The sequence below is a fragment of the Leisingera sp. SA215 genome, from assembly GCF_055902035.1.
Map to the genome: position 1 here is coordinate 553,465 of NZ_JBVVXU010000001.1, position 22,264 is coordinate 575,728.

At 61.8% G+C, this 22,264-nt stretch carries 22 protein-coding genes; 7 read left to right on the forward strand and 15 right to left on the reverse strand.

Translation table 11 applies throughout. The features are described 5' to 3' along the window. The first annotated feature begins 120 nt into the window (after nt 1–120). Nucleotides 121–1,011, forward strand: coding sequence for an archaetidylserine decarboxylase (gene asd, locus AC0KW6_RS02625; RefSeq protein ID WP_474034213.1), 891 nt, complete (start codon nt 121–123; stop codon nt 1,009–1,011). Here the strand turns inward: asd and AC0KW6_RS02630 are convergent. Beyond that, the gene (locus AC0KW6_RS02630; protein WP_323780561.1) at nt 1,008–1,430 is read right to left on the reverse strand and encodes a PaaI family thioesterase; all 423 of its coding nucleotides are present in this window, start codon (nt 1,428–1,430) and stop codon (nt 1,008–1,010) included. The genes asd and AC0KW6_RS02630 overlap by 4 nt on opposite strands. A 58-nt stretch (nt 1,431–1,488) precedes the next feature. On the opposite strand from AC0KW6_RS02630, the gene AC0KW6_RS02635 reads away from it, so the two are divergent. The 4 genes from AC0KW6_RS02635 (at nt 1,489) to gluQRS (ending at nt 5,521) form a co-directional block, all read left to right on the forward strand. After that, nucleotides 1,489–2,277: an enoyl-CoA hydratase gene (locus AC0KW6_RS02635; RefSeq protein WP_474033998.1), complete on the forward strand. Its 789-nt coding sequence runs from the start codon at nt 1,489–1,491 to the stop codon at nt 2,275–2,277. 383 nt (nt 2,278–2,660) lie between these two features. Next, complete coding sequence (gene trmFO, locus AC0KW6_RS02640) at nt 2,661–4,016, forward strand: methylenetetrahydrofolate--tRNA-(uracil(54)-C(5))-methyltransferase (FADH(2)-oxidizing) TrmFO (protein WP_474033999.1); 1,356 nt, start codon at nt 2,661–2,663, stop codon at nt 4,014–4,016. Nucleotides 4,017–4,049: 33 nt separating this feature from the next. After that, on the forward strand, nt 4,050–4,664 hold the full coding sequence (locus AC0KW6_RS02645; protein ID WP_323781643.1) for a class I SAM-dependent DNA methyltransferase: 615 nt from the start codon (nt 4,050–4,052) through the stop codon (nt 4,662–4,664). After that, complete coding sequence (gene gluQRS, locus AC0KW6_RS02650) at nt 4,661–5,521, forward strand: tRNA glutamyl-Q(34) synthetase GluQRS (protein WP_474034000.1); 861 nt, start codon at nt 4,661–4,663, stop codon at nt 5,519–5,521. Before AC0KW6_RS02645 ends, gluQRS begins: the two co-directional genes overlap by 4 nt. Before the next feature lie 43 nt (nt 5,522–5,564). Here the strand turns inward: gluQRS and hisI are convergent, their stop codons facing one another. Continuing rightward, nucleotides 5,565–5,954, reverse strand: a complete 390-nt coding sequence (gene hisI / locus AC0KW6_RS02655) for a phosphoribosyl-AMP cyclohydrolase (RefSeq protein ID WP_323781648.1) — start codon at nt 5,952–5,954, stop codon at nt 5,565–5,567. A 57-nt stretch (nt 5,955–6,011) separates the two neighbouring features. On the opposite strand from hisI, the gene AC0KW6_RS02660 reads away from it, so the two are divergent. Continuing rightward, nucleotides 6,012–6,464 (forward strand): iron-sulfur cluster assembly scaffold protein, encoded by a 453-nt coding sequence (locus AC0KW6_RS02660; RefSeq protein ID WP_323781651.1) that lies wholly within the window; start codon nt 6,012–6,014, stop codon nt 6,462–6,464. 290 nt (nt 6,465–6,754) lie between these two features. Here AC0KW6_RS02660 and AC0KW6_RS02665 read toward each other — a convergent pair whose 3' ends face one another. The 5 genes from AC0KW6_RS02665 to sciP form a co-directional block, all read right to left on the reverse strand. After that, a complete protein-coding gene (locus tag AC0KW6_RS02665) occupies nt 6,755–6,877 on the reverse strand; it encodes a hypothetical protein (RefSeq protein WP_024090279.1) in 123 nt (40 codons plus the stop codon). A 148-nt stretch (nt 6,878–7,025) separates the two neighbouring features. Next, a complete protein-coding gene (recG, locus tag AC0KW6_RS02670; protein WP_323781654.1) occupies nt 7,026–9,116 on the reverse strand; it encodes an ATP-dependent DNA helicase RecG in 2,091 nt (696 codons plus the stop codon). Beyond that, nucleotides 9,113–11,332 carry an NAD-dependent DNA ligase LigA gene (ligA, locus tag AC0KW6_RS02675; protein WP_474034214.1) on the reverse strand — a complete coding sequence of 740 codons (2,220 nt, stop codon included), beginning with the start codon at nt 11,330–11,332 and terminating at the stop codon, nt 9,113–9,115. The genes recG and ligA overlap by 4 nt, the downstream gene beginning before the upstream one ends. A gap of 202 nt (nt 11,333–11,534) precedes the next feature. Then, on the reverse strand, nt 11,535–12,254 hold the full coding sequence (ctrA, locus tag AC0KW6_RS02680) for a response regulator transcription factor CtrA (protein ID WP_323781657.1): 720 nt from the start codon (nt 12,252–12,254) through the stop codon (nt 11,535–11,537). A 117-nt stretch (nt 12,255–12,371) separates the two neighbouring features. After that, entirely contained in the window at nt 12,372–12,659 is a 288-nt protein-coding gene (gene sciP / locus AC0KW6_RS02685; RefSeq protein ID WP_024090283.1) for a CtrA inhibitor SciP, read from the reverse strand. 158 nt (nt 12,660–12,817) lie between these two features. Here sciP and mnmA point away from each other — a divergent pair, with 158 nt between their 5' ends. Then, nucleotides 12,818–13,963 carry a tRNA 2-thiouridine(34) synthase MnmA gene (gene mnmA / locus AC0KW6_RS02690; protein ID WP_323781660.1) on the forward strand — a complete coding sequence of 382 codons (1,146 nt, stop codon included), beginning with the start codon at nt 12,818–12,820 and terminating at the stop codon, nt 13,961–13,963. Between the two features lie 232 nt (nt 13,964–14,195). Here the strand turns inward: mnmA and lpxB are convergent, their stop codons facing one another. From lpxB to rseP, 8 genes are all read right to left on the reverse strand, one after another. After that, entirely contained in the window at nt 14,196–15,362 is a 1,167-nt protein-coding gene (gene lpxB, locus AC0KW6_RS02695) for a lipid-A-disaccharide synthase (protein WP_474034001.1), read from the reverse strand. Beyond that, a complete protein-coding gene (locus tag AC0KW6_RS02700; protein ID WP_323778134.1) occupies nt 15,359–16,147 on the reverse strand; it encodes an LpxI family protein in 789 nt (262 codons plus the stop codon). The genes lpxB and AC0KW6_RS02700 overlap by 4 nt, the downstream gene beginning before the upstream one ends. 4 nt (nt 16,148–16,151) lie before the next feature. Further along, on the reverse strand, nt 16,152–16,937 hold the full coding sequence (gene lpxA, locus AC0KW6_RS02705) for an acyl-ACP--UDP-N-acetylglucosamine O-acyltransferase (protein WP_323778132.1): 786 nt from the start codon (nt 16,935–16,937) through the stop codon (nt 16,152–16,154). Between the two features lies 1 nt (nt 16,938). After that, complete coding sequence (gene fabZ, locus AC0KW6_RS02710; RefSeq protein ID WP_323778131.1) at nt 16,939–17,409, reverse strand: 3-hydroxyacyl-ACP dehydratase FabZ; 471 nt, start codon at nt 17,407–17,409, stop codon at nt 16,939–16,941. Nucleotides 17,410–17,484: 75 nt separating this feature from the next. Continuing rightward, nucleotides 17,485–18,030 carry an OmpH/Skp family outer membrane protein gene (locus AC0KW6_RS02715; RefSeq protein ID WP_323778129.1) on the reverse strand — a complete coding sequence of 182 codons (546 nt, stop codon included), beginning with the start codon at nt 18,028–18,030 and terminating at the stop codon, nt 17,485–17,487. Nucleotides 18,031–18,103: 73 nt separating this feature from the next. Then, the gene (bamA, locus tag AC0KW6_RS02720) at nt 18,104–20,518 is read right to left on the reverse strand and encodes an outer membrane protein assembly factor BamA (protein ID WP_474034002.1); all 2,415 of its coding nucleotides are present in this window, start codon (nt 20,516–20,518) and stop codon (nt 18,104–18,106) included. A 125-nt stretch (nt 20,519–20,643) separates the two neighbouring features. Then, nucleotides 20,644–20,793 (reverse strand): hypothetical protein, encoded by a 150-nt coding sequence (locus AC0KW6_RS02725; RefSeq protein WP_474034003.1) that lies wholly within the window; start codon nt 20,791–20,793, stop codon nt 20,644–20,646. A gap of 118 nt (nt 20,794–20,911) precedes the next feature. Then, complete coding sequence (gene rseP / locus AC0KW6_RS02730) at nt 20,912–22,261, reverse strand: RIP metalloprotease RseP (RefSeq protein WP_323778122.1); 1,350 nt, start codon at nt 22,259–22,261, stop codon at nt 20,912–20,914. Nucleotides 22,262–22,264 lie beyond the last annotated feature (3 nt).

Consider the following 22,264-nt stretch of genomic DNA (forward strand, 5'->3'; position numbering starts at 1 on the left):
CCCGTGCGCGCCCTCCGGCCTGAAGGGCCGCAACCCTGCTGTTGCAGGTCATTTCCACCCTTGGCCCGGCCGCCGCGCTTTGCTAGGCGCAGCGGGACGAAAAAAGACATGGCGGAACTGATGCAGCGCGACCCCATCCTTGTTGTTGACCGCGACACCGGCGTAACCTTCGAAGAGGCGGTGCTGGGCGAAAAATGGATCCGCTGGGCCTATCAGAACGCCAGTGCGCGGCCCATCGAGAAACTGCTGTTCCGCTCGTCTCTCATCAGCCGGCTGATGGGCGCCTGGTTCGACTCGCGGTTGTCCAAGGGCAAGATCAAGGCAGTGATCGAGGATCTGTCGATCGACATGTCCGAAGCTTCTGCCGACACTGAGAGTTTCTCCTGCTTCAATGACTTCTTTGTCCGCCATCTGAAACCCGAAGTACGCCCCTTCAGCACCGGCCCCAAGGATGTCGTCTCCCCTGCTGATGGCCGGGTGCTGGTGTTTCCGGAGCTGGCGGAGGACGTCTTTGTCCCGGTCAAGGGCTACCCGATGTCGGTGCGCACCATGTTGCCCGGGATCGCGGACCGGTTCACTGGCGGCGCGCTGGCAATCGCGCGGCTGTGTCCGGCGGATTATCACCGCTACCACTTCCCCGTCACCGGGCGGATCATCGCGGCGCAGGACATTCCCGGTGCGCTGCACTCAGTCAACCCGATTGCGCTGGGGGCCGGGCCGGACGTATTCGGGGAAAACAAACGCAGCTGGACACTGATCGAAAGCGAGAACGCCGGAACCTATTGCTTTGTCGAGGTGGGTGCCTTTGGCGTTGGCAGCATCATCAACACCCGCACCGAAGGCGCGGTGCAGAAGATGGACGAGAAAGGCTATTTCAAGTTCGGCGGCTCCACCGTGGTGGTGGTGTTTGAGCCTGGCAGGATCCGCTTTGCCGATGATCTGGTGGCAAACAGCGCCAAGGGCCGCGAAACGCTGGTGAAGGTCGGGCAGCCGCTTGCCACAGCCCTCTAGCGTTTCGGCGGGATCGAATAGGTCATACTGGCGCGGGCGACCGGTTCTGCCATACCCTCGGAATACATCAGCACATCGGCGACCGCTAGAACCCGGCCCAGCTTCAGCAGACGCGCTTCGGCGATCACATCCGCGCCTGCAACCGGCTTGCGCATGAAATCCAGCGAACAATTGGTGGTGACCGCCAACGCCTCGCGCCCCAGCCGCGACAGGATCAACGCGTAGATCGCGCAGTCGGCCAGCGCAAACATCGACGGCCCCGATACCGTGCCACCGGGCCGCAAATGCCGCTCGGCCGTCAAAAGGCGCATCCGCAGGCCCTTCTCATCCATCGCGTCGATGGCAAAATCGTCTTTCACCTGCGGAAAGATCTCATGCAGGTAATCCGTCAGACCTGCGACATCAAATGCCAGCGCCATGCTTTCCCTTTCCCCTAACCCTGCATAGAGTTGCCCCGAGATTTGCGAGGAGGGCAAGATGACAATTCTGAAACGTCACGACACGGGGGCGATAGCCCGGCTGACGATGAACACGCCGGAAAAGCTGAACGCCCTGTCGGACGAGATGCTGGCGGCACTGCAGGAACAGATTGATGCCCTGCGCGAAGACAGCAGTATCAAGGTGGTAATCCTGTCCGGGACCGGAAAAGGGTTCTGCGCGGGCCATGATATCAAGCAGATGACCGCGGGCCGCGCGGCGGAGGACGGCGGCAAGGCCTATTTCCAGGACCTGTTTGCCCGCTGCACCAGCGTGATGACGGGGCTGCAGTCCCTGCCCCAGCCGGTGATTGCCCAGGTGCATGGTATTGCCACGGCAGCGGGCTGCCAGCTGGTTGCCTCCTGCGATCTGGCGGTGGCAGCTAAAGACACAAAATTCGGGGTTAACGGCGTTAACATCGGGCTGTTCTGTTCCACCCCGATGGTAGCACTCTCGCGTAACATCCCCCGGAAGCAGGCGTTTGAGCTGCTGACCACGGGTGAATTCATCAACGCCAACCGTGCGGTGGATCTGGGCCTGGCCAACCGCGCCGTGCCATTGGAAGAATTGGAGGCCGAAACCACCCGGCTGGCCGAAACCATCGCGTCGAAACTGGGGTCCGCAGTGAAGGTCGGAAAACAGGCGTTTTACGAACAGCTGCAAATGCCGCTGGATCAGGCCTATGCCTATACCAGCGGAGTGATTGTCGAGAATCTGATGTACCGCGACACCATCGAAGGCATGGCGGCGTTCATCGAAAAACGCGTGCCCGACTGGCAGGAAAGCTGATCCCTACGGATAGATTCACGGGAATTCCGGCCTGTCCTCCGGAATTCTTCGAAAATTTTAGGTTTTGTTTACCAATCCGCACATATTGTTTCCTTGAGACGCCAGCCAAACGCCTTTCAATTCGGGCGGAAAGATGGCAAAGATTGGGCACGGTCGCTGATTAATCACTGACCGGCACAATTTGGGCTGCTGCTGCGGAAGGGTCCCTCCAACCGGTTCTCTCTCACCGGTGTACCATTCCCGCAGCGGCGGCCCCAAATTTCTCTCACTCCCGGTTAAATCGCATTCTCCCTGCCTCCGCTGCGCAGTGCGGCAGCTTTTGCAGCCGCTATTGGACAGCCAAGCCTGTTGCACCAGCCCGCCCCCTGCCCTATGTGGCGGGCATGACAGATCATTCGGCACAGACATTGCATATCGTGGGCGGCGGCATGGCCGGGTCCGAAGCGGCCTGGCAGGCGGCAAACATGGGCGTGCCCGTGGTAATCCACGAAATGCGCCCCAGGGTGGAGACCTTTGCCCATCAGACCGGCAACCTGGGCGAGATGGTCTGCTCCAACTCCTTCCGCTCGGATGATGACGAGCAGAACGCCGTCGGCCTGCTGCATTGGGAAATGCGCGCGGCGGACGGGCTGATCATGGCGACCGCGGATGAGCACCGCCTGCCCGCCGGCGGCGCCCTGGCAGTGGACCGGGAACCCTTTGCCGAAACCGTCACCGCCAAGCTGAAGGCGCACCCGAATGTCACGGTCTCTTACGAGGAGATCACCGGACTGCCCGCAGACGGCCACTGGATCATTGCCACCGGCCCGCTGACGTCACCGGAACTGGGTCAAGCCATTCAGGCGGAAACCGGGGCTGAGGCTCTGGCCTTTTTCGATGCCATCGCACCGATTGTCTATGCCGAGTCGATCGACATGTCGCAGGCCTGGATGCAGTCCCGCTATGACAAGGGCGAGACCGAGGAAGAGCGCACCGCCTACCTTAACTGCCCGATGGACAAGGACCAGTACGAGGCCTTCATCGACGCATTATTGTCAGCTGACAAAACCGAGTTTCACGAGGGCGAAACCGCGGGCTATTTCGACGGCTGCCTGCCGATCGAGGTGATGGCCGAACGCGGCCGCGAGACCCTGCGCCACGGCCCAATGAAGCCGGTGGGCCTGACCAATCCGCACCAGCCTGACGTCAAGGCCCATGCGGTCGTGCAGCTGCGCCGCGACAACGCGCTGGGAACGCTGTTCAACATCGTCGGTTTCCAGACCAAGATGAAATACGGCGCCCAGGCAGAGGTGTTCAAAATGATCCCGGGGCTGGAGAACGCCAGCTTTGCCCGCCTTGGCGGTATCCACCGCAATACTTTCATCAACTCGCCCACTCTGCTGGACGCACAGATGCGGATGAAGTCGAAACCGAACATCCGGTTTGCCGGCCAGATTACCGGTGTGGAGGGATACGTGGAAAGCGCCGCCATGGGCCTCCTCGCAGGCCGCCTGGCCGCTGCTGAAATTCTTGGCCGGGATCTGCCCCCGGTGCCGCAGGACAGCGCCATGGGCGCGCTGATTCACCACATCACCGGCGGCGCCGAGGCCAAGACGTTTCAGCCGATGAATGTGAACTTCGGCCTGTTCCGCCCGGTCGACGGCCTCAAGGGCGGCCGCCGCGGCCGCAAGGACCGTTACAAGGCCTATACAGACCGCGCCAAGGAAGCCTGGCAGGACTGGCTCAGCAACTTTCCCTAGACGCTGCGCAAACTGCGGGTCTAGGATTGCGACATGATTAAAAAGTTCCTCGACAGCTCCTACAGCCTGAAAAATGAAGAGGCGACCCGGGATCATTATGACAGCTGGGCCGCCTCCTATGACGCGGAAATCGCTGAAAACGGCTATGCCACACCGGGGCGGATCGCGGCGGCGCTGTGGAAGTACCTGCCAGAGCCGGACGCGCCGATCCTCGATTTCGGCTGCGGTACCGGCCTGTCCGGACTTGCGCTGCGCCTCGCCGGATATCAGGTGGTCGACGGCTTGGACCCCTCGCCCGAAATGCTGGCACAGGCCCGGGCCAAGGACACCTACCGGCAATTGACCCAACTGGATGTTGCCGGCAAGACGCCGGTCAAGCCGGGCACCTACCGTGCCATCATCGGCTGCGGTCTGCTCAGCAAGGGGGCGGCACCGCCTGCCACTTTCGACATCATCATGCGCGCGCTGGAGCGTGGCGGGCTGTTTGCCTTCTCCTACAATGACCACGCGTTGGAGGACCGCGCCTATACCGGTAAACTCAATGACTGGCTGGACTGTTCGGCAGCCCGGCTGCTATTTAGGGAATACGGCGACCACCTGCCCGGTATCAACCTCAAGTCTACCGTTTATGTGATTGAGAAAGCGTGACATTCACCACCCGCTTTGCGCCTTCGCCCACTGGACCCTTGCACCTCGGCCATGCCTATTCGGCGCTGCTGGCGCATGATATGGCGCAGGCTGAAAACGGCGCCTTCCTGCTGCGGATCGAAGACATCGACCAGTCGCGTGCGCGCGCCGGATGGGAGGCGCAGATTTATCAGGACATCGCTTGGCTTGGACTGGCCTGGCCGCGGCAAGTGATGCGGCAATCGGACCGGCTGCCGCGTTACCGCGCCGCAGTGGATCGCTTGACTGCCATGGGCCTCACCTACCCTTGCCGCTGCAACCGCGCTGATATTGAAACAGCCGCCGGAGCCCCCCAGGAGGGCGTGCCGCAGTTCGGCCCCGACGGACGCATCTACCCCGGCACTTGCCGTAACCGGCAGCCGTCTGAAACCTCAGACCGTGACGTGATCCGCCTGAATATGGAAAAAGCCGTCCAAGCTGCTGAGCTGCGCTGTTTCACTGAAACCGGAGCGGAGTTTCAGGGCCTCCACGCTTTGGACCCGGAGCAGCTGATCACAGCTGCAGGCGATATCATTCTGGTACGCCGCACTATGGGCAGTTCCTATCACCTGTCAGTTGTCATCGATGACGCGGACCAGGGCATTACCCACGCGGTGCGCGGCGCCGACCTGTTTGAGGCAACTCAGATCCACGTCCTGCTGCAAAGCCTTCTGGGCCTGCCCACCCCGGTCTACCACCACCACCGCTTGATCCGCGATGAGGCTGGCAAGCGCCTTGCTAAACGCGACGACGCCCGCGCCATCGCCAAATACCGCGCCCAAGGCGCCACTCCGCAGGACATCCGCGGAATGGTAGGCTTGCCGCTTCTTTCTGGTTGAAAATACTCCCGCCGGAGGCACGGCCCCTCAGGGCCGTTCCCCGTCATTCCATCGGCTTCATCAGCTCATGCTCTTCGCCATTCCGCACCGCGGTATAGAAACAGGTCCGCCGGTTGGTATGGCACGCCGCTCCGGTCTGGCGCACCAGCGCCAGCAGGCAATCCCGGTCGCAATCCACTCGCAGGTCCACCAGCTCCTGCAGATGGCCGGACGTCTCTCCCTTGACCCAGAACGACTGCCGTGAGCGCGACCAATAGGTGACTTTTCCAGTCTCCAGCGTGCGCGCCACCGCGTCGGCGTTCATCCAGGCCATCATCAGCACCTCGCCCGAGGCTTGGTCCTGCGCAATGCATGGGATCAGCCCGGCATCATTGAATACCAGGCTGGCGGGATCAAAGGGTGCGGCAATAGACATGGCAAAAACCTTTTGCATCTGCTGTTCGGCTCCCTATGTATGGGGAACCACCAAGCAGGGAAAGCCCGGGAAAACATGTCTGGCGAAAGTGATCTGATCAAGCTGTACTCCACGCGCATTCTGGCGCTGGCCGCGGATATTCCGCATCTCGGCAGACTCGAATCCCCCAGCGCCAGTGTCAAGAAACGCTCGCCGCTCTGCGGCTCGGCCGTGACCGTCGACATTTCTGTGGAAGACGGCCGGATCGCCGAATTTGGCCAGGACGTGAAGGCTTGCGCGCTGGGGCAGGCCTCGGCCGCCGTGGTGGGCGCCCATGTGGTCGGCCGCTCGCTGGAAGAGGTCGAGACCGCCCGCGACCAGCTGAAGGCGATGCTGACCCAAAACGGCCCGGTGCCGGACGCGCCATTTGACGGACTGGAAGTTCTGCAGCCCGCACGCGAGTTCAAAAACCGCCATGCCTCGATCATGCTGGCGCTGGAGGCAACGCTGGAGGCGATGCAAACCGCCGCCAAGGAGCAATGCGCCTGACGCGGCCCTTTGCCTCCCTGCATATGTGATCCGGAAAATCCGTACCAGTGCCTGCACCTGCACAAAGCACAGGGCTGCGGAATCTCCTTCCCCTCCTGTAAAAAACCGCCGCGCATCCGGGCAGGATGGCGGCGGCAGTCATGCTCTGCTGTGCGGGACCCGGGCAGGCCAGGTTGGATGTTTAGGCAATCCAATTGGGGATCGGGACAGGCGGTTGATCCCTCGGGCAGTCCGGGACAGGAAAGGGCCGGCCCGGCACAGCAGATGCAATCAGGAATGAAAATCGCGGGTCAAAGCAGTCCGGGAAGATGCAGCGCAGCCACCAGCATCACCATCAAAGATGCCGCGCCTATAGCGTCCTGCAGCAAGGTCGAGTGGGCATTCTGAATGGTGGTTTTGATCTGTGCAATCATGGCTCGGGCCTCCTCCGGTCAGTCTCTTCGCTCTCTGGCAAGTTTGTTGCCCCTTTGTTCTCATTATTTCGGAGGCCTGTAAAGAACTTTTTGAGAACATTTGCGAACAGAATGGAACACCACAGGGGAACAAGCAGAAGAATGGCTATTAACCCACTGAAATCAAACGAATTGCCTGATCCTGCTTCATCAGCCACAGAAGAACTCGGGCGGCCTTGCCTCGGCTGCCTTCCAATTTGGGATCTGCGGCCAGAAGCGCCCGGGCGTCGCTTTGCGCCACCGCCATCATCCCGGCCTGACGTTCCAGATCGGCAATGCGGAACCGCGGCAGACCCGATTGGGCGGTGCCGATCATGTCGCCCGCCCCGCGCATCTGAAGATCGGTTTCCGAAATGCGGAATCCGTCCTCGGTTTCGCGCAGAACTTCCAGCCGTTTGCGCCCGCCTTCGGTCAGCGGCGGCTGATACATCAGCAGACAGGTCGACTGGGCGCTGCCGCGTCCCACCCGGCCGCGCAGCTGGTGCAGCTGCGCCAGGCCAAAGATCTCTGCCCGTTCAATCACCATGATCGAGGCATTGGGCACATTCACTCCCACCTCGATCACCGTGGTGGCGACCAAAACCTTGGTCTGCCCAGCCTGAAAGGCGGCCATTGCGGCGTCCTTTTCGGCAGGCGGCATCTGGCCATGCACCAGCCCCACTGTGCCTTCGCCCAGAATTGCGCGCAGATGCTTGAACCGTTCCTCCGCCGCGGTCAGGTCGCTCAGCTCGGACTCGTCGACCAACGGACAGACCCAGTAACACTGGCGCCCTTCTGATATGGCTTCGCGCAGATGATCGACCACCTCCTGCATCCGTTCGGTGCTGATCACAGCTGTCTTAACCGGCTTTCGCCCCGGCGGTTTTTCGTCCAGCACTGACACATCCATGTCGCCATATTGCGCCAGCGCCAAAGAGCGCGGGATCGGTGTGGCAGTCATCACCAAGACATCAGCGCCCTTGCCTTTCTCCGCCAGCTCCATCCGCTGGCGCACCCCGAACCGGTGCTGTTCGTCAACAATGGCCAGCCGCAGGTCGCGGAATTCCACATCCTGTTGGAACACCGCATGGGTGCCGACCAGGATTTGGATATCGCCGCGTTTCAACGCCGCCAGCTTGGCCCTGCGCTCCGCCCCTTTGTCGCGACCGGTGAGGATCTCAATCACAACGCCAGCGTTCTCTGCCAGCGGTGCAAGCCCCTCCATATGCTGCTGCGCCAGAATACCCGTGGGAGCCATCATCACCCCCTGTCCGCCTGCTTCGACAGCGACCAGCAAAGCCATAAAGGCAACCAGTGTTTTACCAGATCCGACATCCCCCTGCAGAAGCCGGTTCATCCGTTTGCCCGAGGCCATATCTCCAGAAATTTCCGCGATCGCGCGGGCTTGTGCGCCGGTCGGCTGGTACGGAAGCGCCTTCAGCACGCGGGATTGCAGCCGTCCTGAGGCCACGCTTTGAATGCCGCGAACTTTGCGTTCGGTTTGACGGGCCAGCGCCAGCGTCAGCTGGTGGGAAAACAGCTCATCATAGGCCAGCCGCGCCCGGGCCGGCGCCTGCAGGTCCAAATCATCGGGGCCCTGCGGTGCATGGGCCGTTTGCAGCGCCTCATGCCAGGCTGGCCAGGCTTCCTTCAGCATCTGCGCCGGATCGATCCATTCGGCCAGCTCCGGCATCCGCGACAGCGCGCTTTGCGCCGCCTTGTACATGGTCTTTTGCGTGACCCCGTGGGTCAGGCTGTAAACCGGCTCATATTCCGGGATTTCGTGCGCCGCTTCCACCGGCAGCATATGATCCGGGTGAACCATCTGGGCCAGCCCGTCAAACAGCTCCAGTTTCCCCGAGACCACGCGGCGCGCTCCTTCGGGCAACTGCGCCTCCAGATACCGGCTGCGGCCGTGGAAGAAGACAAGCTGGAACTCGGTCTCTGCGTCTTCCGCATGAATGCGGTAGGCGCCGCCGCGGTTCCGGGCCGGACGGTGGCTGCCAATGGTTACCTCAACCGTAATTACGGCGGGCAACTCCACCCCGCGGATAGTATCGCGCCGCCTCCGATCCACCACCGAATACGGTAGCGAAAACAATAGGTCACGCGGCGTTTCTATCTCTAACTGAGCGAAAGACTGCGCAGTCTTCGGGCCGACCCCCTGCAAGGTCTCGGCCCCGGCGAACAGCGGAAACAGGATTTCGGGACGCCCGCTCATGCTTCTGCAATCAGCTCCAGCCAGCTATCTTCATCCATTGTCCGGATGCCCAGCTCAGCCGCTTTTTTGGCCTTGGACCCCGCGCCCGGACCCGCCACCAGAATATCGGTCTTTTTGGACACCGAGCCGGAGACCTTGGCCCCCAGCGCCTCGGCCCGCGCTTTGGCTTCGGCACGGGTCATCTTTTCCAGCGTGCCGGTGAAGACCACGGTTTTGCCCGCCACCGGGCTTTCTGCAGCCGGTGCATCCGGCGGAATGATGGTCAGCTTTACCGCCAGCCGGTCAAAGGCCGCGCGCTCGTCGGGATTGGCAAACGCGTCGGACAGAGACAGGCCCAGCACCGCGCCGATTCCATCCACTCCGATGAGGTCCGCCCAGGCGGCAGCGGCCTCAGCCGGGACATCGCAAGCAGCGACAGCAGCGGCCCGGGTTTCTGAAATCCGGGCACGGCGGCCCGCGTCCGCGGCAGCTTTGCGTTCAGCCTCTTCAGCCTCATCCGCTGCCCTATGCGCCAGCGCAGCCGGGCGTGCGGCGTCAACTGCATCCGCCATTGCCTGCCAGTCCCGGTAATGCAGCGCCAGATCACGGCCTGCAACCTCGCCCGCATGGCGGATGCCCAGGGCAAAGATCAGCTTGGCCAAGGGAATGGTGCGCTTCTCTTCGATGGCGGCAAACAGGTTGTCGGCGGACTTTTCTCCCCAGCCTTCACGGTTTTTCAGCTGCTGCAGTCCGGACCCGTAATTCTTTTGCAGATCAAAGATATCCGCTGGTTCTCGGACCCATCCATCGGCATGAAACTGCTCTACCTGCTTGGCGCCCATCCCTTCAATGTCAAAGGCCGCGCGGGACACAAAATGCTTCAGCTTTTCAACCGCTTGCGCCGGGCAGATCATGCCGCCGGAGCAGCGCCGCACGGCATCTCCTTCCTCGCGCACCGCCGGGCTGGCGCATTCCGGGCAGGTTTGCGGGAACGCATATGGCACCGCCTCCGCGCGGCGCTTGGACAGATCCACATCCGCCACTTTCGGGATCACGTCACCGGCCCGGTAGATCTGAACCCAATCACCGATGCGGATGTCCTTGCCGCCGCGGATTTCCTCACCCTTTGAATCACGGCCCTGAATGTAATCCTCGTTGTGCAGGGTGGCGTTCGACACTACCACCCCGCCTACGGTCACAGGGGTGAGCCTGGCAACCGGGCTCAGCGCGCCGGTGCGGCCGACCTGGATGTCGATCGCCTCCAGCCGGGTCCAGGCGAGCTCTGCCGGAAACTTATGGGCGATCGCCCAACGGGGCGTGGTGGAGCGGAACCCAAGCCTACTCTGAAGTGCCAGATCGTTGACCTTGTAGACCACGCCATCGATGTCATAGCCCAGTGTCGCGCGCTGTTCCTCAATGCTGCGGTAATGGGCGATCATCTCCTCCACCGACGCACACAGCCGGGTCAGCGGATTGGTTTGGAAGCCAAGAGCGTGCAGGCGCGCAATGGCCTCCATTTGCGTTTCTGCCAAATCCTCACTTAGCTCGCCCCAGCTATAAGCGAAAAAACGCAGGGGCCGGGCCCGGGTGATTTCCGCATCCAGCTGCCGCAAAGATCCAGCTGCGGCATTGCGCGGATTGGCGAAACTTTTGCCGCCGCGTTCCGCATGACGGGCATTGAGCGCCTCGAAATCCGCATGGCTCATATAAACTTCACCGCGCACCTCCAGCACCTCCGGCGCCCCTTTAAGCTGGTGCGGGATATCTGCGATGGTACGCGCGTTGGCGGTCACGTTTTCCCCGATACTGCCGTCGCCACGGGTTGCAGCCTGAATCAAAGTGCCGTTTTCGTAGCGCAGGGACAGCGACAGCCCGTCGATCTTGGGCTCAGCAGTGAACAAAAGCGCATTCGCCGGGCCGAAACCCAAGTATTTGCGGATGCTGCGGTCGAAATCGCTGACATCTTCGTTGGAAAAGGCGTTGCCCAGGGACAGCATCCGCACCGAGTGAGGGATCTTTCCAAAGCCAGAGGCAACCGGGGCCCCCACCGCATCCAGCTGTGTGGCAACCGCCGCGAGATCCGGATGAACCTCTGCCAGCGCCCGGTAACGCCGTTTCAGCGAATCATACTCCGCATCGCTGATCTCAGGCGCGTCAGCCTGGTGATAGGCCAGATCCGCCGCGCGCAGTTTTTCTTCCAGTGCCAGAAACTCGGCCCGCGCGTCTTCAGCCGTCAGGTTTGCCACGTCTTTTTCTGTTTTCTGCACCACGCGCGGTCCCTCTTCGTTCTTCCCTTTCGTGATAAGGTGCCGGGCCGGCCGCGTCCAGCGCATCCGTCAGGCCGGCGGCAACAAGCTGCAACAAGCAAAAAGACCTGCCAGCCGGCAGGTCCTTGCAACCGGCGGCACGGGGTCACGTGCCGCCCGGGTGATCGTCCTTTCAGGCGCCGACAGCCAACCTTTGGCCGCCTGCCATGTGATCTTCCTGCGGGTCGCGCAGAACATAGCCGCGGCCCCAGACAGTCTCGATATAATTCTCGCCGCCTGTTGCATTGCTGAGCTTTTTACGCAACTTGCAGATGAAAACATCAATGATTTTCAGTTCAGGCTCATCCATGCCGCCATAAAGATGGTTCAGGAACATCTCCTTGGTCAGCGTTGTCCCCTTGCGCAGGGACAGAAGCTCCAGCATCTGGTATTCCTTGCCGGTCAGATGCACCGCCTTGCCGCCGGCCTCGACTGTCTTGGCATCCAGGTTGACCGCGATCTTGCCGGTCTTGATGATAGACTGCGAATGCCCCTTGGACCGGCGGATAATCGCATGGATCCGCGCCACCAGTTCCTCGCGGTGGAAAGGCTTGGTCAGATAGTCGTCCGCGCCGAAGCCGAAGCCCTTGATCTTATTGTCGGTATCATCGGCTCCGGACAGGATCAGAATGGGCGTTTCAATGCGGGACATGCGCAGCTGGCGCAGGACCTCGTGGCCGTTCATATCGGGCAGCCCCAGATCCAGCAGGATCAGGTCATAGTCGTAAAGTTTGGCCAGATCGATGCCTTCTTCCCCCAAATCCGTCGAGTAGACGTTCAGGTTGGCATGGGTCAGCATCAGTTCGATGCTTTTGGCCGTGGTTGGATCATCCTCAACCAGCAGAATGCGCATATTATTTTCTCCGCCTGTACACTGTTTCCCTCAGGTCCTGTTAACCTTGGTGGAAAAAAGTTAATGCCTCGTTACCATGATGGTTAATTTGCAAATGCAACTCAAGGGCGGCCCTGACTATTTTGCTTCCGGTGCCCGGAATTTTTTGAGACGTGTGGTTTTCAGGGCTTCTTCGCCATGGTCCGCAACCGCGGCGACCCAGCTTCGGAACTCTTCCTCGCTCAGCCCGTAGCGTTGCATGGCCTCCTTCTGCGGCAGCAGGCCGTAGAGAACACCGCGCACCACCGCGGCCTTGCGCGAAGCGACCCAGCGCTTTGTGGTTTCCGGCGGCAGGTCCGCCCGGGTCATAATGGTACCATCCGGCAGGGTGACGGCGCGCGGCCCGTCAACTTTCTTCAAAAACATCTTTCTTCCCTCTGACTTCCCTCTGAAGATCTTGTTCGTCGGGTCTGGCGTAAGAATTTCCGATCAGGCTTAACGGCACGTGAACCACGGCCCTTGAGAGTCTGTAGGATTTTCCTATATTCTGCGGCGCCTGCCCCCTTGCCTTCAGGAGCTGCCCCATGGCGCTGGACCACGACTCAAACCTAAACTCGCTCGGCTTTGCGAAACCGCCCTCGGAAACCCGCGTGGTGGTTGCCATGTCGGGCGGCGTCGACAGCTCTGTAGTCGCTGCATACTTGGCCGATCAGGGCTATGACGTGGTCGGCGTGACGCTGCAGCTCTATGATCACGGCGCGGCATTGGCCAAGAAAGGCGCCTGCTGCGCCGGCATCGATATTCACGACGCGCGGCGCGTCGCCGAAGAACGCGGCTTCCCGCATTACGTCCTGGATTATGAGAACATATTTAAGGATGCGGTGATTGACGAATTCGCCGACAGCTATCTGGCCGGTGCAACCCCGGTTCCCTGCATCCGTTGCAACGAACGGGTCAAGTTCAAGGACCTTCTGGAGACCGCCAAGGATCTGGAGGCCGACTGCATGGCCACCGGCCATTACATCCAGCGCATGATGGGGGCAAACGGACCAGAGCTGCACAGTGCCGAGGATGCAAACCGCGACCAGAGCTACTTCCTGTTCTCCACCACTCCGGAACAGCTGGATTACCTGCGCTTTCCGCTGGGGCATCTGCCCTCCAAGGACGCAACACGGGAGATGGCGGCGCAATACGGGCTGGCCGTGGCAGACAAGCCCGACAGCCAGGACATCTGCTTTGTGCCGGATGGAAACTATGCCGGGGTGATCGAAAAACTGCGCCCCGGTGCTGCGGAACCGGGTGACATCGTCCATTCCGACGGCCGGGTGCTGGGCCGCCACAACGGGGTCTTGCACTACACCATCGGCCAGCGGCGCGGCCTTGGCATCGGCGGCCTCAGCGAACCACTGTATGTGGTCAAGCTTGACGTGGACAAGAAACAGGTTGTCGTCGGCCCCAAGGCGCTGCTGGCAACCCGCACCATCCCCGTTCGCGAGATCAACTGGCTGGGCGACGCGCCCTTCACCTCGCAGGATGAGTGGCATGTGAAGGTCAAGGTCCGCTCCACCCGTCCTCCGCGCGAGGCTATCATCCGCCCCTTGAGCGGCACCACCGCTGAAGTCGAACTGCTGACCCCGGAGGAAGGCGTCTCGCCCGGCCAGGCCTGCGTGTTCTACGCGACGGAGGGCAGCCGCATCTTTGGCGGCGGCTGGATCTGGCGCGGCTACTGAAGCGTCACACAGCAACACCGGGTCAAGGAAGGCGCAGCCTTTGCGCGCCAGTTCGACCGGTCCTTGACGCGGAAGCCTTGAAACAAAGTACACAAGCGCTTGGGGGCAGATCTGCCCCCAAGCGCTTCCCAGCCAGTAGTCCGGAGCTTAACGTTTCTGCCTGACGCTGGTGTTCTGCGCCATCGCTGCGGCTTCTGGTGGCGGAGGCATCAGCCTCCGCCGCGCTCCCGCTCTACCGGCTGGGCAAACGGTCCAGGACCGCGCGGGCGGCACGCAGGCCAGGCTCTTCACCGCCTTTGCCAAGACGTTGCATGGTCACATCCATGGCGCCCAATTGCGCACCAGGATCTGCTGAAACCGCAGCCATCCGGGCAGCGATGTTGTCCGGCGTGCACTCCGGTCCCAGGCATTCCGGCACCACGCGGGCACCGCTTACCAGATTGACCAGCGTCACGGTGTCGATCAGCGCCATGCGTTTCATGATCTGCCAGGTCAGCCATTGGAATTTGTAAGCAATCACCATCGGCGTGGCCGCGGCGGCCAGCTCCAGCGACACCGTGCCAGAGGCCGCCAGTGCCAAATCCGCTGCCGCAAAGGCGGCGCGCTTGTGGGCCTTGGCAATAGCAGGCTCAAAAATGTTCGGGTCGATCAAAACGGTGCCCTCAGGCCAGCTGTGCAAGGTCTCCTGCACCAGCCCTGCAACCGGTGCGGCGGCAGGAACGACCACCTGATAACCCGAATGCGTCTCCAGAAACTGCTTCAAGGCAGCCCCAAAGACCGGCGCCAGCCGCGATATCTCAGAGCGCCGCGAACCTGGCAGCGCCAGCACAAAGGGCGCGTCCCCCAGGCCAAACTCCTGCCGGAACGCAGCAACCTCTTCGCGCGTAGCCTGCGGCTCGGCTACCACCGGGTGGCCGGCAAAGTCGCACGCCATCCCGGCCGCTTCCATATAGGGCGGCTCAAACGGCAGCAGCGCCAGCACATGGTCGATGACCTCCGCCATTTTTGCCGCCCGCTTCGGGCGCCACGCCCAGACCGAGGGCGCCACGTAATGAACCGTGCGGATATTGCTTTGCGCTTTGACCAGCCGTGCCACCCGCAGAGAAAAATCCGGGCTGTCGATGGTGATAAGCACATCCGGGCTGGTCTCAAGCACCGCATCGGCAGTTTCCCGGATCCGGCGTTTCAGGTGGCGGTACTTCGGCAGCACCTCGGCCAGCCCCATCACCGACAGCTCGTCCATCGGGAAACGCGAGACCAGCCCCTGTTCCGCCATCAGTGCGCCGCCGATGCCGTCAAAACGCACTCCGGGTGCAAGCTGTCTCAGCCCTGCCATCAGCGCTCCGCCCAGCCGGTCGCCCGAAGGCTCCCCGGCCAGAATGAACACCCGCAGGCTCATGGCGCGCGCAGCCACAGGAACAGGCCAAGCCGGTCACAGGCCGAAATCACCGCATCCTGGTCCAGCACAATGACGCCGGCTGCTTCCAGTGCAATACCGGACAAGCCTGCCTTGGCTGCGGCCTCCACTGTCCAAACGCCAATAGTCGGGAGGTCAGCGCGGCGGTCCTGCGCCGGTTTCGGCGCCTTGAACAGCAATCCGCCCTGCCCGTCCGGGCGGTGCAGCAGCGAGGCCAGCATCCAGTCGGTGCCAAAGATGTTCTCGACCGCGATTGCCTGCTGCTTGCGCACTGCACAGGACTGGCCGATATCAGCCGCACACATGGCGGCGACAATCTCGGCCCCCCGCGCAGCATCCGCCTTGTCCAGCTCGCCCGGCTGCACCTTGGTCGGCACGCCTTCTGCCATCAGCAGATCAGGTGCCACCTCATGGGCGGCAAGGACTGTGAACCCGGCCTGTTCGAAAATACCGATAATGGCCCGCAAGGCACCATCGTCGCCAGCGGCCAGCGCAGCCTGCAGCACCGGAACCAGCGGCATCGTGGCGGCATCAATGGCCGAAGGGTCGATGCTGGGACGGCGCACCGCGCCCGCCATGCAGATCCCGGTCACGTCTGCGGCCTTCAAGCGTTCCAGAAAAGATCCCAGCTGTTCAAACCGGAATGTGATTTCCGCATCCACCGCATCGGGTTCGGACCCTGCCATCGCGCAAACCAGCGGCCTGCCCGGGACGCGGGACAGGACTTCGGCCGGCAGCCCGCCGGTGCCTGCAATCACTGCCAGCATAACCTCAGCCCCCCGGGGTCAGGAAAGAGCGGTCGCTGCCGCCGGTGATAAAGGCGACGATCCGCTGGACGTATTCACTGTCGGCCTCGTCCCCCAACCGCTTGGCGCGCTCCTGAAAAGTACCCTCGCCCTGGGCCAGCATCTGAAACGCGGCGCGCAAGGCGGTGATGTCGCTGCGGGCCACACCGCGGCGCTTGAGGCCGACCAGGTTCAATCCGTCCAGTTCGCCCCGCTGCGCCTGCACCAGGCCGTAGGGGATCACATCATTGGTCACCATGGTGACCGCCCCGATGATGGCGCCGCGACCTATGCGGACCCACTGATGAATGCCGGACAGGCCGCCGATGATCACATCATCCTCCAGCACGCAGTGACCCGCAACCGCGGCAGAATTCACCACGATCACCCGGTCGCCGACCTGGGCATCATGGGCGATATGGCAGCCGGCCATGAACAGACCGTCGTCGCCGATCCGGGTGATGCCACCGCCGCCTTCGGTGCCGGCATTCACCGTCACATGCTCGCGGATGCGGTTGCGCTTGCCGATCACGGTCTTGCACTTCTCGCCCTTGAACTTCAGATCCTGCGGGATCTCGCCCAGCACCGAAAAGGAGAAAACGACGGTTTCGTCGCCGATCTCGGTGTCACCTGTGACCACCACATGGGATTTCAGAACAACCCGGTCCCCCAGCACAACATCAGGCCCCACCAGGCAGAACGGGCCGATCTCGCAGCCCTCGCCGATTTTGGCACCGTCTTCAATAATCGCGCTTGGGTGGATGCTGCCCATATCAGGCGCCCTCCGCCTGGCGGTCTACCATCGCGGTGAATTCGGCTTCTGCTGCCACTTCGCCGTCCACCGTGGCACGCCCCAGGAATTTGAAGATCTTGCCGCCCGGCTTGCCGCGCAGCGTCTCCACATGCATTTCCAGCACGTCGCCGGGCACCACCTTGCGGCGGAATTTGCATTTGTCGATGTTCATGAAATAGATCAGCAGGTCGGTATCGACCAGGTCCATGCCAACGCCCAGCATCACACCCGCGGTCTGCGCCATCGCTTCGACAATGGTGACACCGGGCATGATCGGCGTACCCGGGAAATGGCCCTGGAAATGCGGCTCGTTCATGGTGACATTCTTGATGCCGCGGGCCGATTTGTAGCTGTCGATATCGACCACCTTGTCGACCAGCAGGAACGGATAGCGGTGCGGCAGGATCCGCTGGATCAGTTGAATGTCAGCACTTTGCAGCTCGGTGGTCATGCGTGGTTTCCCATTTTCGTCAATTATGCTGCGCCGTCCCTAGCAAGCAGACGGCCCTTGGGCAAGTTCGCACGCTCAGCGCTCACTCTCCTCAACCATCGCGCCATCGCCGAGCACCGCGTCAATCCGGCCGATTGCAAGGCTGGTGATGTCCGCGGCATCGGCACTCAGAAAAACCGATGCATGGTCCAGAATCGCCCCTGCTCCGCTTTCCCGCATGATCTGCTGCAGCACCGGCAGTGAAGCGGTGATGAACTCCCGCCGGGCGTCCTCACCCATCTGATTGATTTCTCGCAGCTTCTGGTCCTGGCGGCGGCGGGTTTCCTGCACCTTCTGGTCAAAAGCATCGGCCAAGGCGCGGAAGGCGTCCGGCGCCATGTCGCTGCGGCGCTCGGTCAGCTCCAGCTCCTCGGCGCGCAGTTCAGCCTCGATGCGGCGGTTTTCCGCGGTCAGCACCGCGCCCTCGGCCTCGATCTCGCGCTCCACCCGTTTTCCAAAGGCACTTTCTGAAAACAACCGGTCAGGCTGGATGGTGAGGATACCGCTCTGCGGCAGCCCCAATTGGAACTCCCCGGCGGCATTGGGGGCCGGTGAAACCGGCTCCTGGGCAAGCGCCGGCACTGTCCCCGCCCCGGACAGCGCTATGGCAAGACCAAGCGCTGTCCGATAATTGGGCGCCGGCCGCCGCACCGGATCAGAACCGCGCCTGCAAGGTCAGGTCGAAACTTTGCTCCTGGTCAAAATCCTCTTTCTGGAGGGCTTTGGAGAAGTTGAACCTTAGCGGGCCAATCCCGGTGGTCCACAACAGAGAAACGCCAACGACATGGCGGAACGACCGGCTGCGTCCGACTACATTTGCATTGCCGCCACCGGGGTTGGACGTGTCCACATTCTGCAGGCCCCAAAGGCTGCCAACGTCATAGAACAGCGCACCGCGCATCCCCAGTTCTTCCGGCAGGCCAAGGGGAAACTCCGCATCGAAGCGGGCCACTGCATAATAATTGCCACCGAGGAAGTCATTGTAACTGCCTCCGCCAGGCGCGCCGCCGGATTGATCGCGGGGACCGATACCGCCGGGTTCGAAGCCGCGCATGATAGTGGGGGTCAGAACAAACCGGTCAATCGAGCGGCTGGAGCCGTTTCCTTCCCATTGGAACGAGCCAGCCTCCAAGGTTGCACGGATCGTGACTTCCTCGTTCAGAATCTTCTTCTGCGCGACAAGCTTCGTTGTGGTCTTGATATACTCCGAATCTCCGCCCAGCCCTGCATAGTCGGCACCGATTTCAACCAGGAACCCGGCATTCGGATCCAGGCCCGTCAGACGGCTGTCATAGCGGTAGGTGAACCCGACGCCGCTCGACGAACGCTCACCCTGCGCGATTTCATTGCGGATAACCGGGCTCGCCAGGAAGGAGGTCGTGTCGTCATCCTCGTTATCGCTGAACAGCATCTCGTCCGAATCCCACGTATAACGGACCTGAAGCGAGGTATCCTCGCCTGTGTTGAAGGTCAGCGCAGGCTGGAAGAAGATCCGTTTGGTGCGGTATTCCGAGAAGCTGGAGTCGGTTTCATTCAGACCCAGATCCAGATCGAACCTAAGATCCCGCCCCAAGAGGTAAGGCTCGGTAAAGCCCAGCACATAGGAATCCGATTCCGTTGCCGTGGCGATATTGAAAGACAGCCGCTGGCCGCGGCCCAGGAAGTTGTTCTCGGTCAGACCGACGCTGACCCCGAACCCATCAGTGACCGAGTACGCGCCACCAAGGTTCAGGGAGCCGGTCGGCTGCTCCTCGACGTCAACATCGATGATCACCTGATCGGAAGAGCTGCCTTCACGGGTCTCGACATCGGCATTGGCAAAATAACCAAGCGCCCGGATGCGCTCCGCACTGTTGCGGATGGACCGCGGATTGAATGGGTCGCCTTCCACCGAGCGGAACTGCTGACGGATCACCCGGTCAAGCGTTGTGGTGTTGCCCTCGATATCGATCCGTTCGACAAACACCCGCGGCCCGCGGCGCAATACGAACTCGATATCCAGGGTCAGGTCCCGGTCGTTGCGAGTGACCCGCGGCTCAACCCGCAGAAAGTCGATCTCATTGCGAACAGCCAGCCCTTCCATCCGGTCGATCGCATTCTCGACCAGGGTCGGGGAATAGACCACTCCGGGTTTGATCTTCAGCGTTGAGCTGAACAGGTCGGCATCCGCTTCCGGCATTTCGCTTGTCACCGAAATGCTGCCGAACTTGAACTGCTGGCCTTCGGTCACATCAACCACCAGGAAGACCGCATCCCGCTCCCGCGTGACTTCAGCATTGGAACTGTTCACCCGGAAATCCACGTAACCGCGGGACAGGTAGAAATCGCGCAACACCTGCTTGTCAAATTCCAGCCGGTCCTCGATCAGCGTGTCCGAGTTGATGAAACTGCGCAGGAATCCAGCCTGCTTGGTCTGCAGGATCCGGCGCAGGCGGCGGTCGGAATAGACCCGGTTGCCGGTGAAAGAGACCCGCTCAACCTCGATGGTGTCGCCTTCGGAGATCTCAAACACCAGGTCGACACGGTTGTTGCTGCGGCGGATGATACGCGGTGTCACGCGCGACGCCAGACGGCCTTGAACGCTGTAAGCTTCGGCGATCGCGGCGGCGTCGCGCTCGGCCTGCGAGGGGTTGAACACCCGGCGCGGAGCGGATTCGATAATCTGGTCCAGCGAGTCATCCTTGAGACGGCGGTTGCCCTCAAAGCTGATCTGGTTGATGGTCGGGAATTCGGTGACTTTTATCACCAGCGTATTTCCGCGCGGCACCAATTCCACTGTTTCAAATGCGCCACTGTCAAGGATGCGCTGATAGGCGTCGTTCAGTTCGCCCGCGCTGACGGTCTGGCCGCGTTCGATCCCGGTGTAGGCGACAACAGTAGACGTCTGAATCCGCTGATTGCCTTCGACCTGGACCGTATTGAAGCGGTAGCTTTGCGCCTCGGCCGGCAGCGGAGACAATGCATAACCCAGCGCAACCGCCAGAGAAATAGCCGAAACTTTGCGGTACAAGATGTTGATGCCCGTCTTGCGCTCACCACAGGACTTGCCTGCGAACTTCCCCCAAACCATTTTTCAAACCCGATTATTATAGCAGCTTTGGGATGTGCGTACCGGGTTTGAAAGCGCTTGTCAAAACCAACAAAGCGCATTCTGGCGGCAACCGGCACAGCAGACTTGCGCGCCGGTTGCAGGAATCACAATGTGGCGAGCCAGGCGCCGGCGGTCAAGGCGCCCAGGACGGCAAAACCCGTCAGCGCGCGGTCCCGGTTCAGAAGGACCAACAGGCCCAGGCCCCGGTAAGATTGCGTGAGTGTCTGCATGGTCATCCCCCAGTTATCGTCCACCCGTCCGCGAAATTCCCGTCTGTCGAAATCCGCGGATTGATAAAAAGTTAACGGGAGAATGTGGCAGCACTTGGGCGGCAAAATGGCCGCCCAATGCCATCGTATCGGGGCAGTCCGCTCAGCAGAACAGATCATTGCCAAGCGCGAACACCATCAGCGTCAACACGATGGCAATGCCAAGCGACATCAGCACCCGCACCGCCCGGTCGCTGGGCGGACGGCCTGCCACGGCCTCGTAGGCGTAAAACATCAGATGGCCGCCATCCAGCGCGGGCACCGGGAACAAGTTCAGCAGGCCAACAGCGGTCGACAACACCGCGATGAAACGGATAAAGCTCTCCGCCCCCTGGCTGGCCATCGCGCCCGAGGTTTCGGCAATCCCGATCGGCCCGGACAGATTGCAGGTACTGATGGCGCCGGTGATCATATGTTTCAGCCCGGACAGCGAAGTCTCCACCACAGCCCATACCTGATAAGTGCCGGCCGCCAGTGAGGCGCCGAAGCCCGCGGATTCCGTGGCCGGCTCAAACGCCAGGCCGCCTATGATGCCGATCCGCCAGCGGGTAGCAAAGCCGCCATCCGGCTGCGGCTCATCGGTGCGGCGCGGCGCCAGCGCCATCTCAACCTGCTGGCCATCCCGCCATACATCCAGCACCAGCACTTTGCCGTCCGCCGCTTCGACGTGCGCCTTAAGCTGGTCAAAAGACACCACCGGTGCGCCGTTCATCGCCAGTATCACGTCTTCCGGCTGCAACCCGGCATCCGCCGCAGCGCTTCGCGGCACAACACCGCGCACATAGGGCGGGTAAAGATACGGCCCGCTGACGCTGATCTCACTGCTGCCGCGGCGCACTTGATACTCCAGCGGCTGCTCTTGCGGCAGGGCTTTGCGGAAGGCTTCCCAAGCGTCGGGTTCCAGATAGCTTGGCACCGCCAGCCCGCCTGCTGTAATCAGCTCATCCCCTTCCTGCAATCCATTCTCGACCCCCGGGAGCGGCGCCAGCGCGCCAATGGTCAGCGGGTCGCGCATGATCCCCTGGGACATCGCCACAGCGGTAAAGATGATCGCCGACATCACGAAGTTGAACACCGGGCCGGCAGCCACAGTTGCAGTCCGGGCCCACAGGGGCGCGCCATGCATGGTCCGGCGCAGCGCTGCCGGATCGTCAGCCGCAGCCTGCATCGCCTGGTCATCCTTGCCCGAGGCCGCATCGGCATCGCCAAGAAATTTCACATAGCCGCCGAACGGCAGGGCAGCGACCTGCCAGCGGGTGCCGTGCTTGTCCACCCGGCTCCACAGCACCGGGCCGAACCCCAGCGAGAACACTTCCGCATGAATCCCTGACCAGCGGCCAACGATGTAGTGGCCGTATTCATGCACCGCCACGATCACCGACAAGGCGATGACAAAGCTGGCAATCGTGTAAAGAAAACCGCCAAACTGCGGGACAAAAGCAAGTACGTCCAAAGA

Coding starts and splice junctions, on each gene's coding strand:
- asd (WP_474034213.1), top strand. CDS start 121: ATGCAGCGCGACCCCATCCTTGTTGTTGACCGCGACACCGGCGTAACC.
- AC0KW6_RS02630 (WP_323780561.1), bottom strand. CDS start 1,430: ATGGCGCTGGCATTTGATGTCGCAGGTCTGACGGATTACCTGCATGAG.
- AC0KW6_RS02635 (WP_474033998.1), top strand. CDS start 1,489: ATGACAATTCTGAAACGTCACGACACGGGGGCGATAGCCCGGCTGACG.
- trmFO (WP_474033999.1), top strand. CDS start 2,661: ATGACAGATCATTCGGCACAGACATTGCATATCGTGGGCGGCGGCATG.
- AC0KW6_RS02645 (WP_323781643.1), top strand. CDS start 4,050: ATGATTAAAAAGTTCCTCGACAGCTCCTACAGCCTGAAAAATGAAGAG.
- hisI (WP_323781648.1), bottom strand. CDS start 5,954: ATGCAAAAGGTTTTTGCCATGTCTATTGCCGCACCCTTTGATCCCGCC.
- AC0KW6_RS02660 (WP_323781651.1), top strand. CDS start 6,012: ATGTCTGGCGAAAGTGATCTGATCAAGCTGTACTCCACGCGCATTCTG.
- AC0KW6_RS02665 (WP_024090279.1), bottom strand. CDS start 6,877: ATGATTGCACAGATCAAAACCACCATTCAGAATGCCCACTCGACCTTG.
- recG (WP_323781654.1), bottom strand. CDS start 9,116: ATGAGCGGGCGTCCCGAAATCCTGTTTCCGCTGTTCGCCGGGGCCGAG.
- ctrA (WP_323781657.1), bottom strand. CDS start 12,254: ATGCGCATTCTGCTGGTTGAGGATGATCCAACCACGGCCAAAAGCATC.
- sciP (WP_024090283.1), bottom strand. CDS start 12,659: ATGTTTTTGAAGAAAGTTGACGGGCCGCGCGCCGTCACCCTGCCGGAT.
- mnmA (WP_323781660.1), top strand. CDS start 12,818: ATGGCGCTGGACCACGACTCAAACCTAAACTCGCTCGGCTTTGCGAAA.
- lpxB (WP_474034001.1), bottom strand. CDS start 15,362: ATGAGCCTGCGGGTGTTCATTCTGGCCGGGGAGCCTTCGGGCGACCGG.
- AC0KW6_RS02700 (WP_323778134.1), bottom strand. CDS start 16,147: ATGCTGGCAGTGATTGCAGGCACCGGCGGGCTGCCGGCCGAAGTCCTG.
- lpxA (WP_323778132.1), bottom strand. CDS start 16,937: ATGGGCAGCATCCACCCAAGCGCGATTATTGAAGACGGTGCCAAAATC.
- fabZ (WP_323778131.1), bottom strand. CDS start 17,409: ATGACCACCGAGCTGCAAAGTGCTGACATTCAACTGATCCAGCGGATC.
- bamA (WP_474034002.1), bottom strand. CDS start 20,518: ATGGTTTGGGGGAAGTTCGCAGGCAAGTCCTGTGGTGAGCGCAAGACG.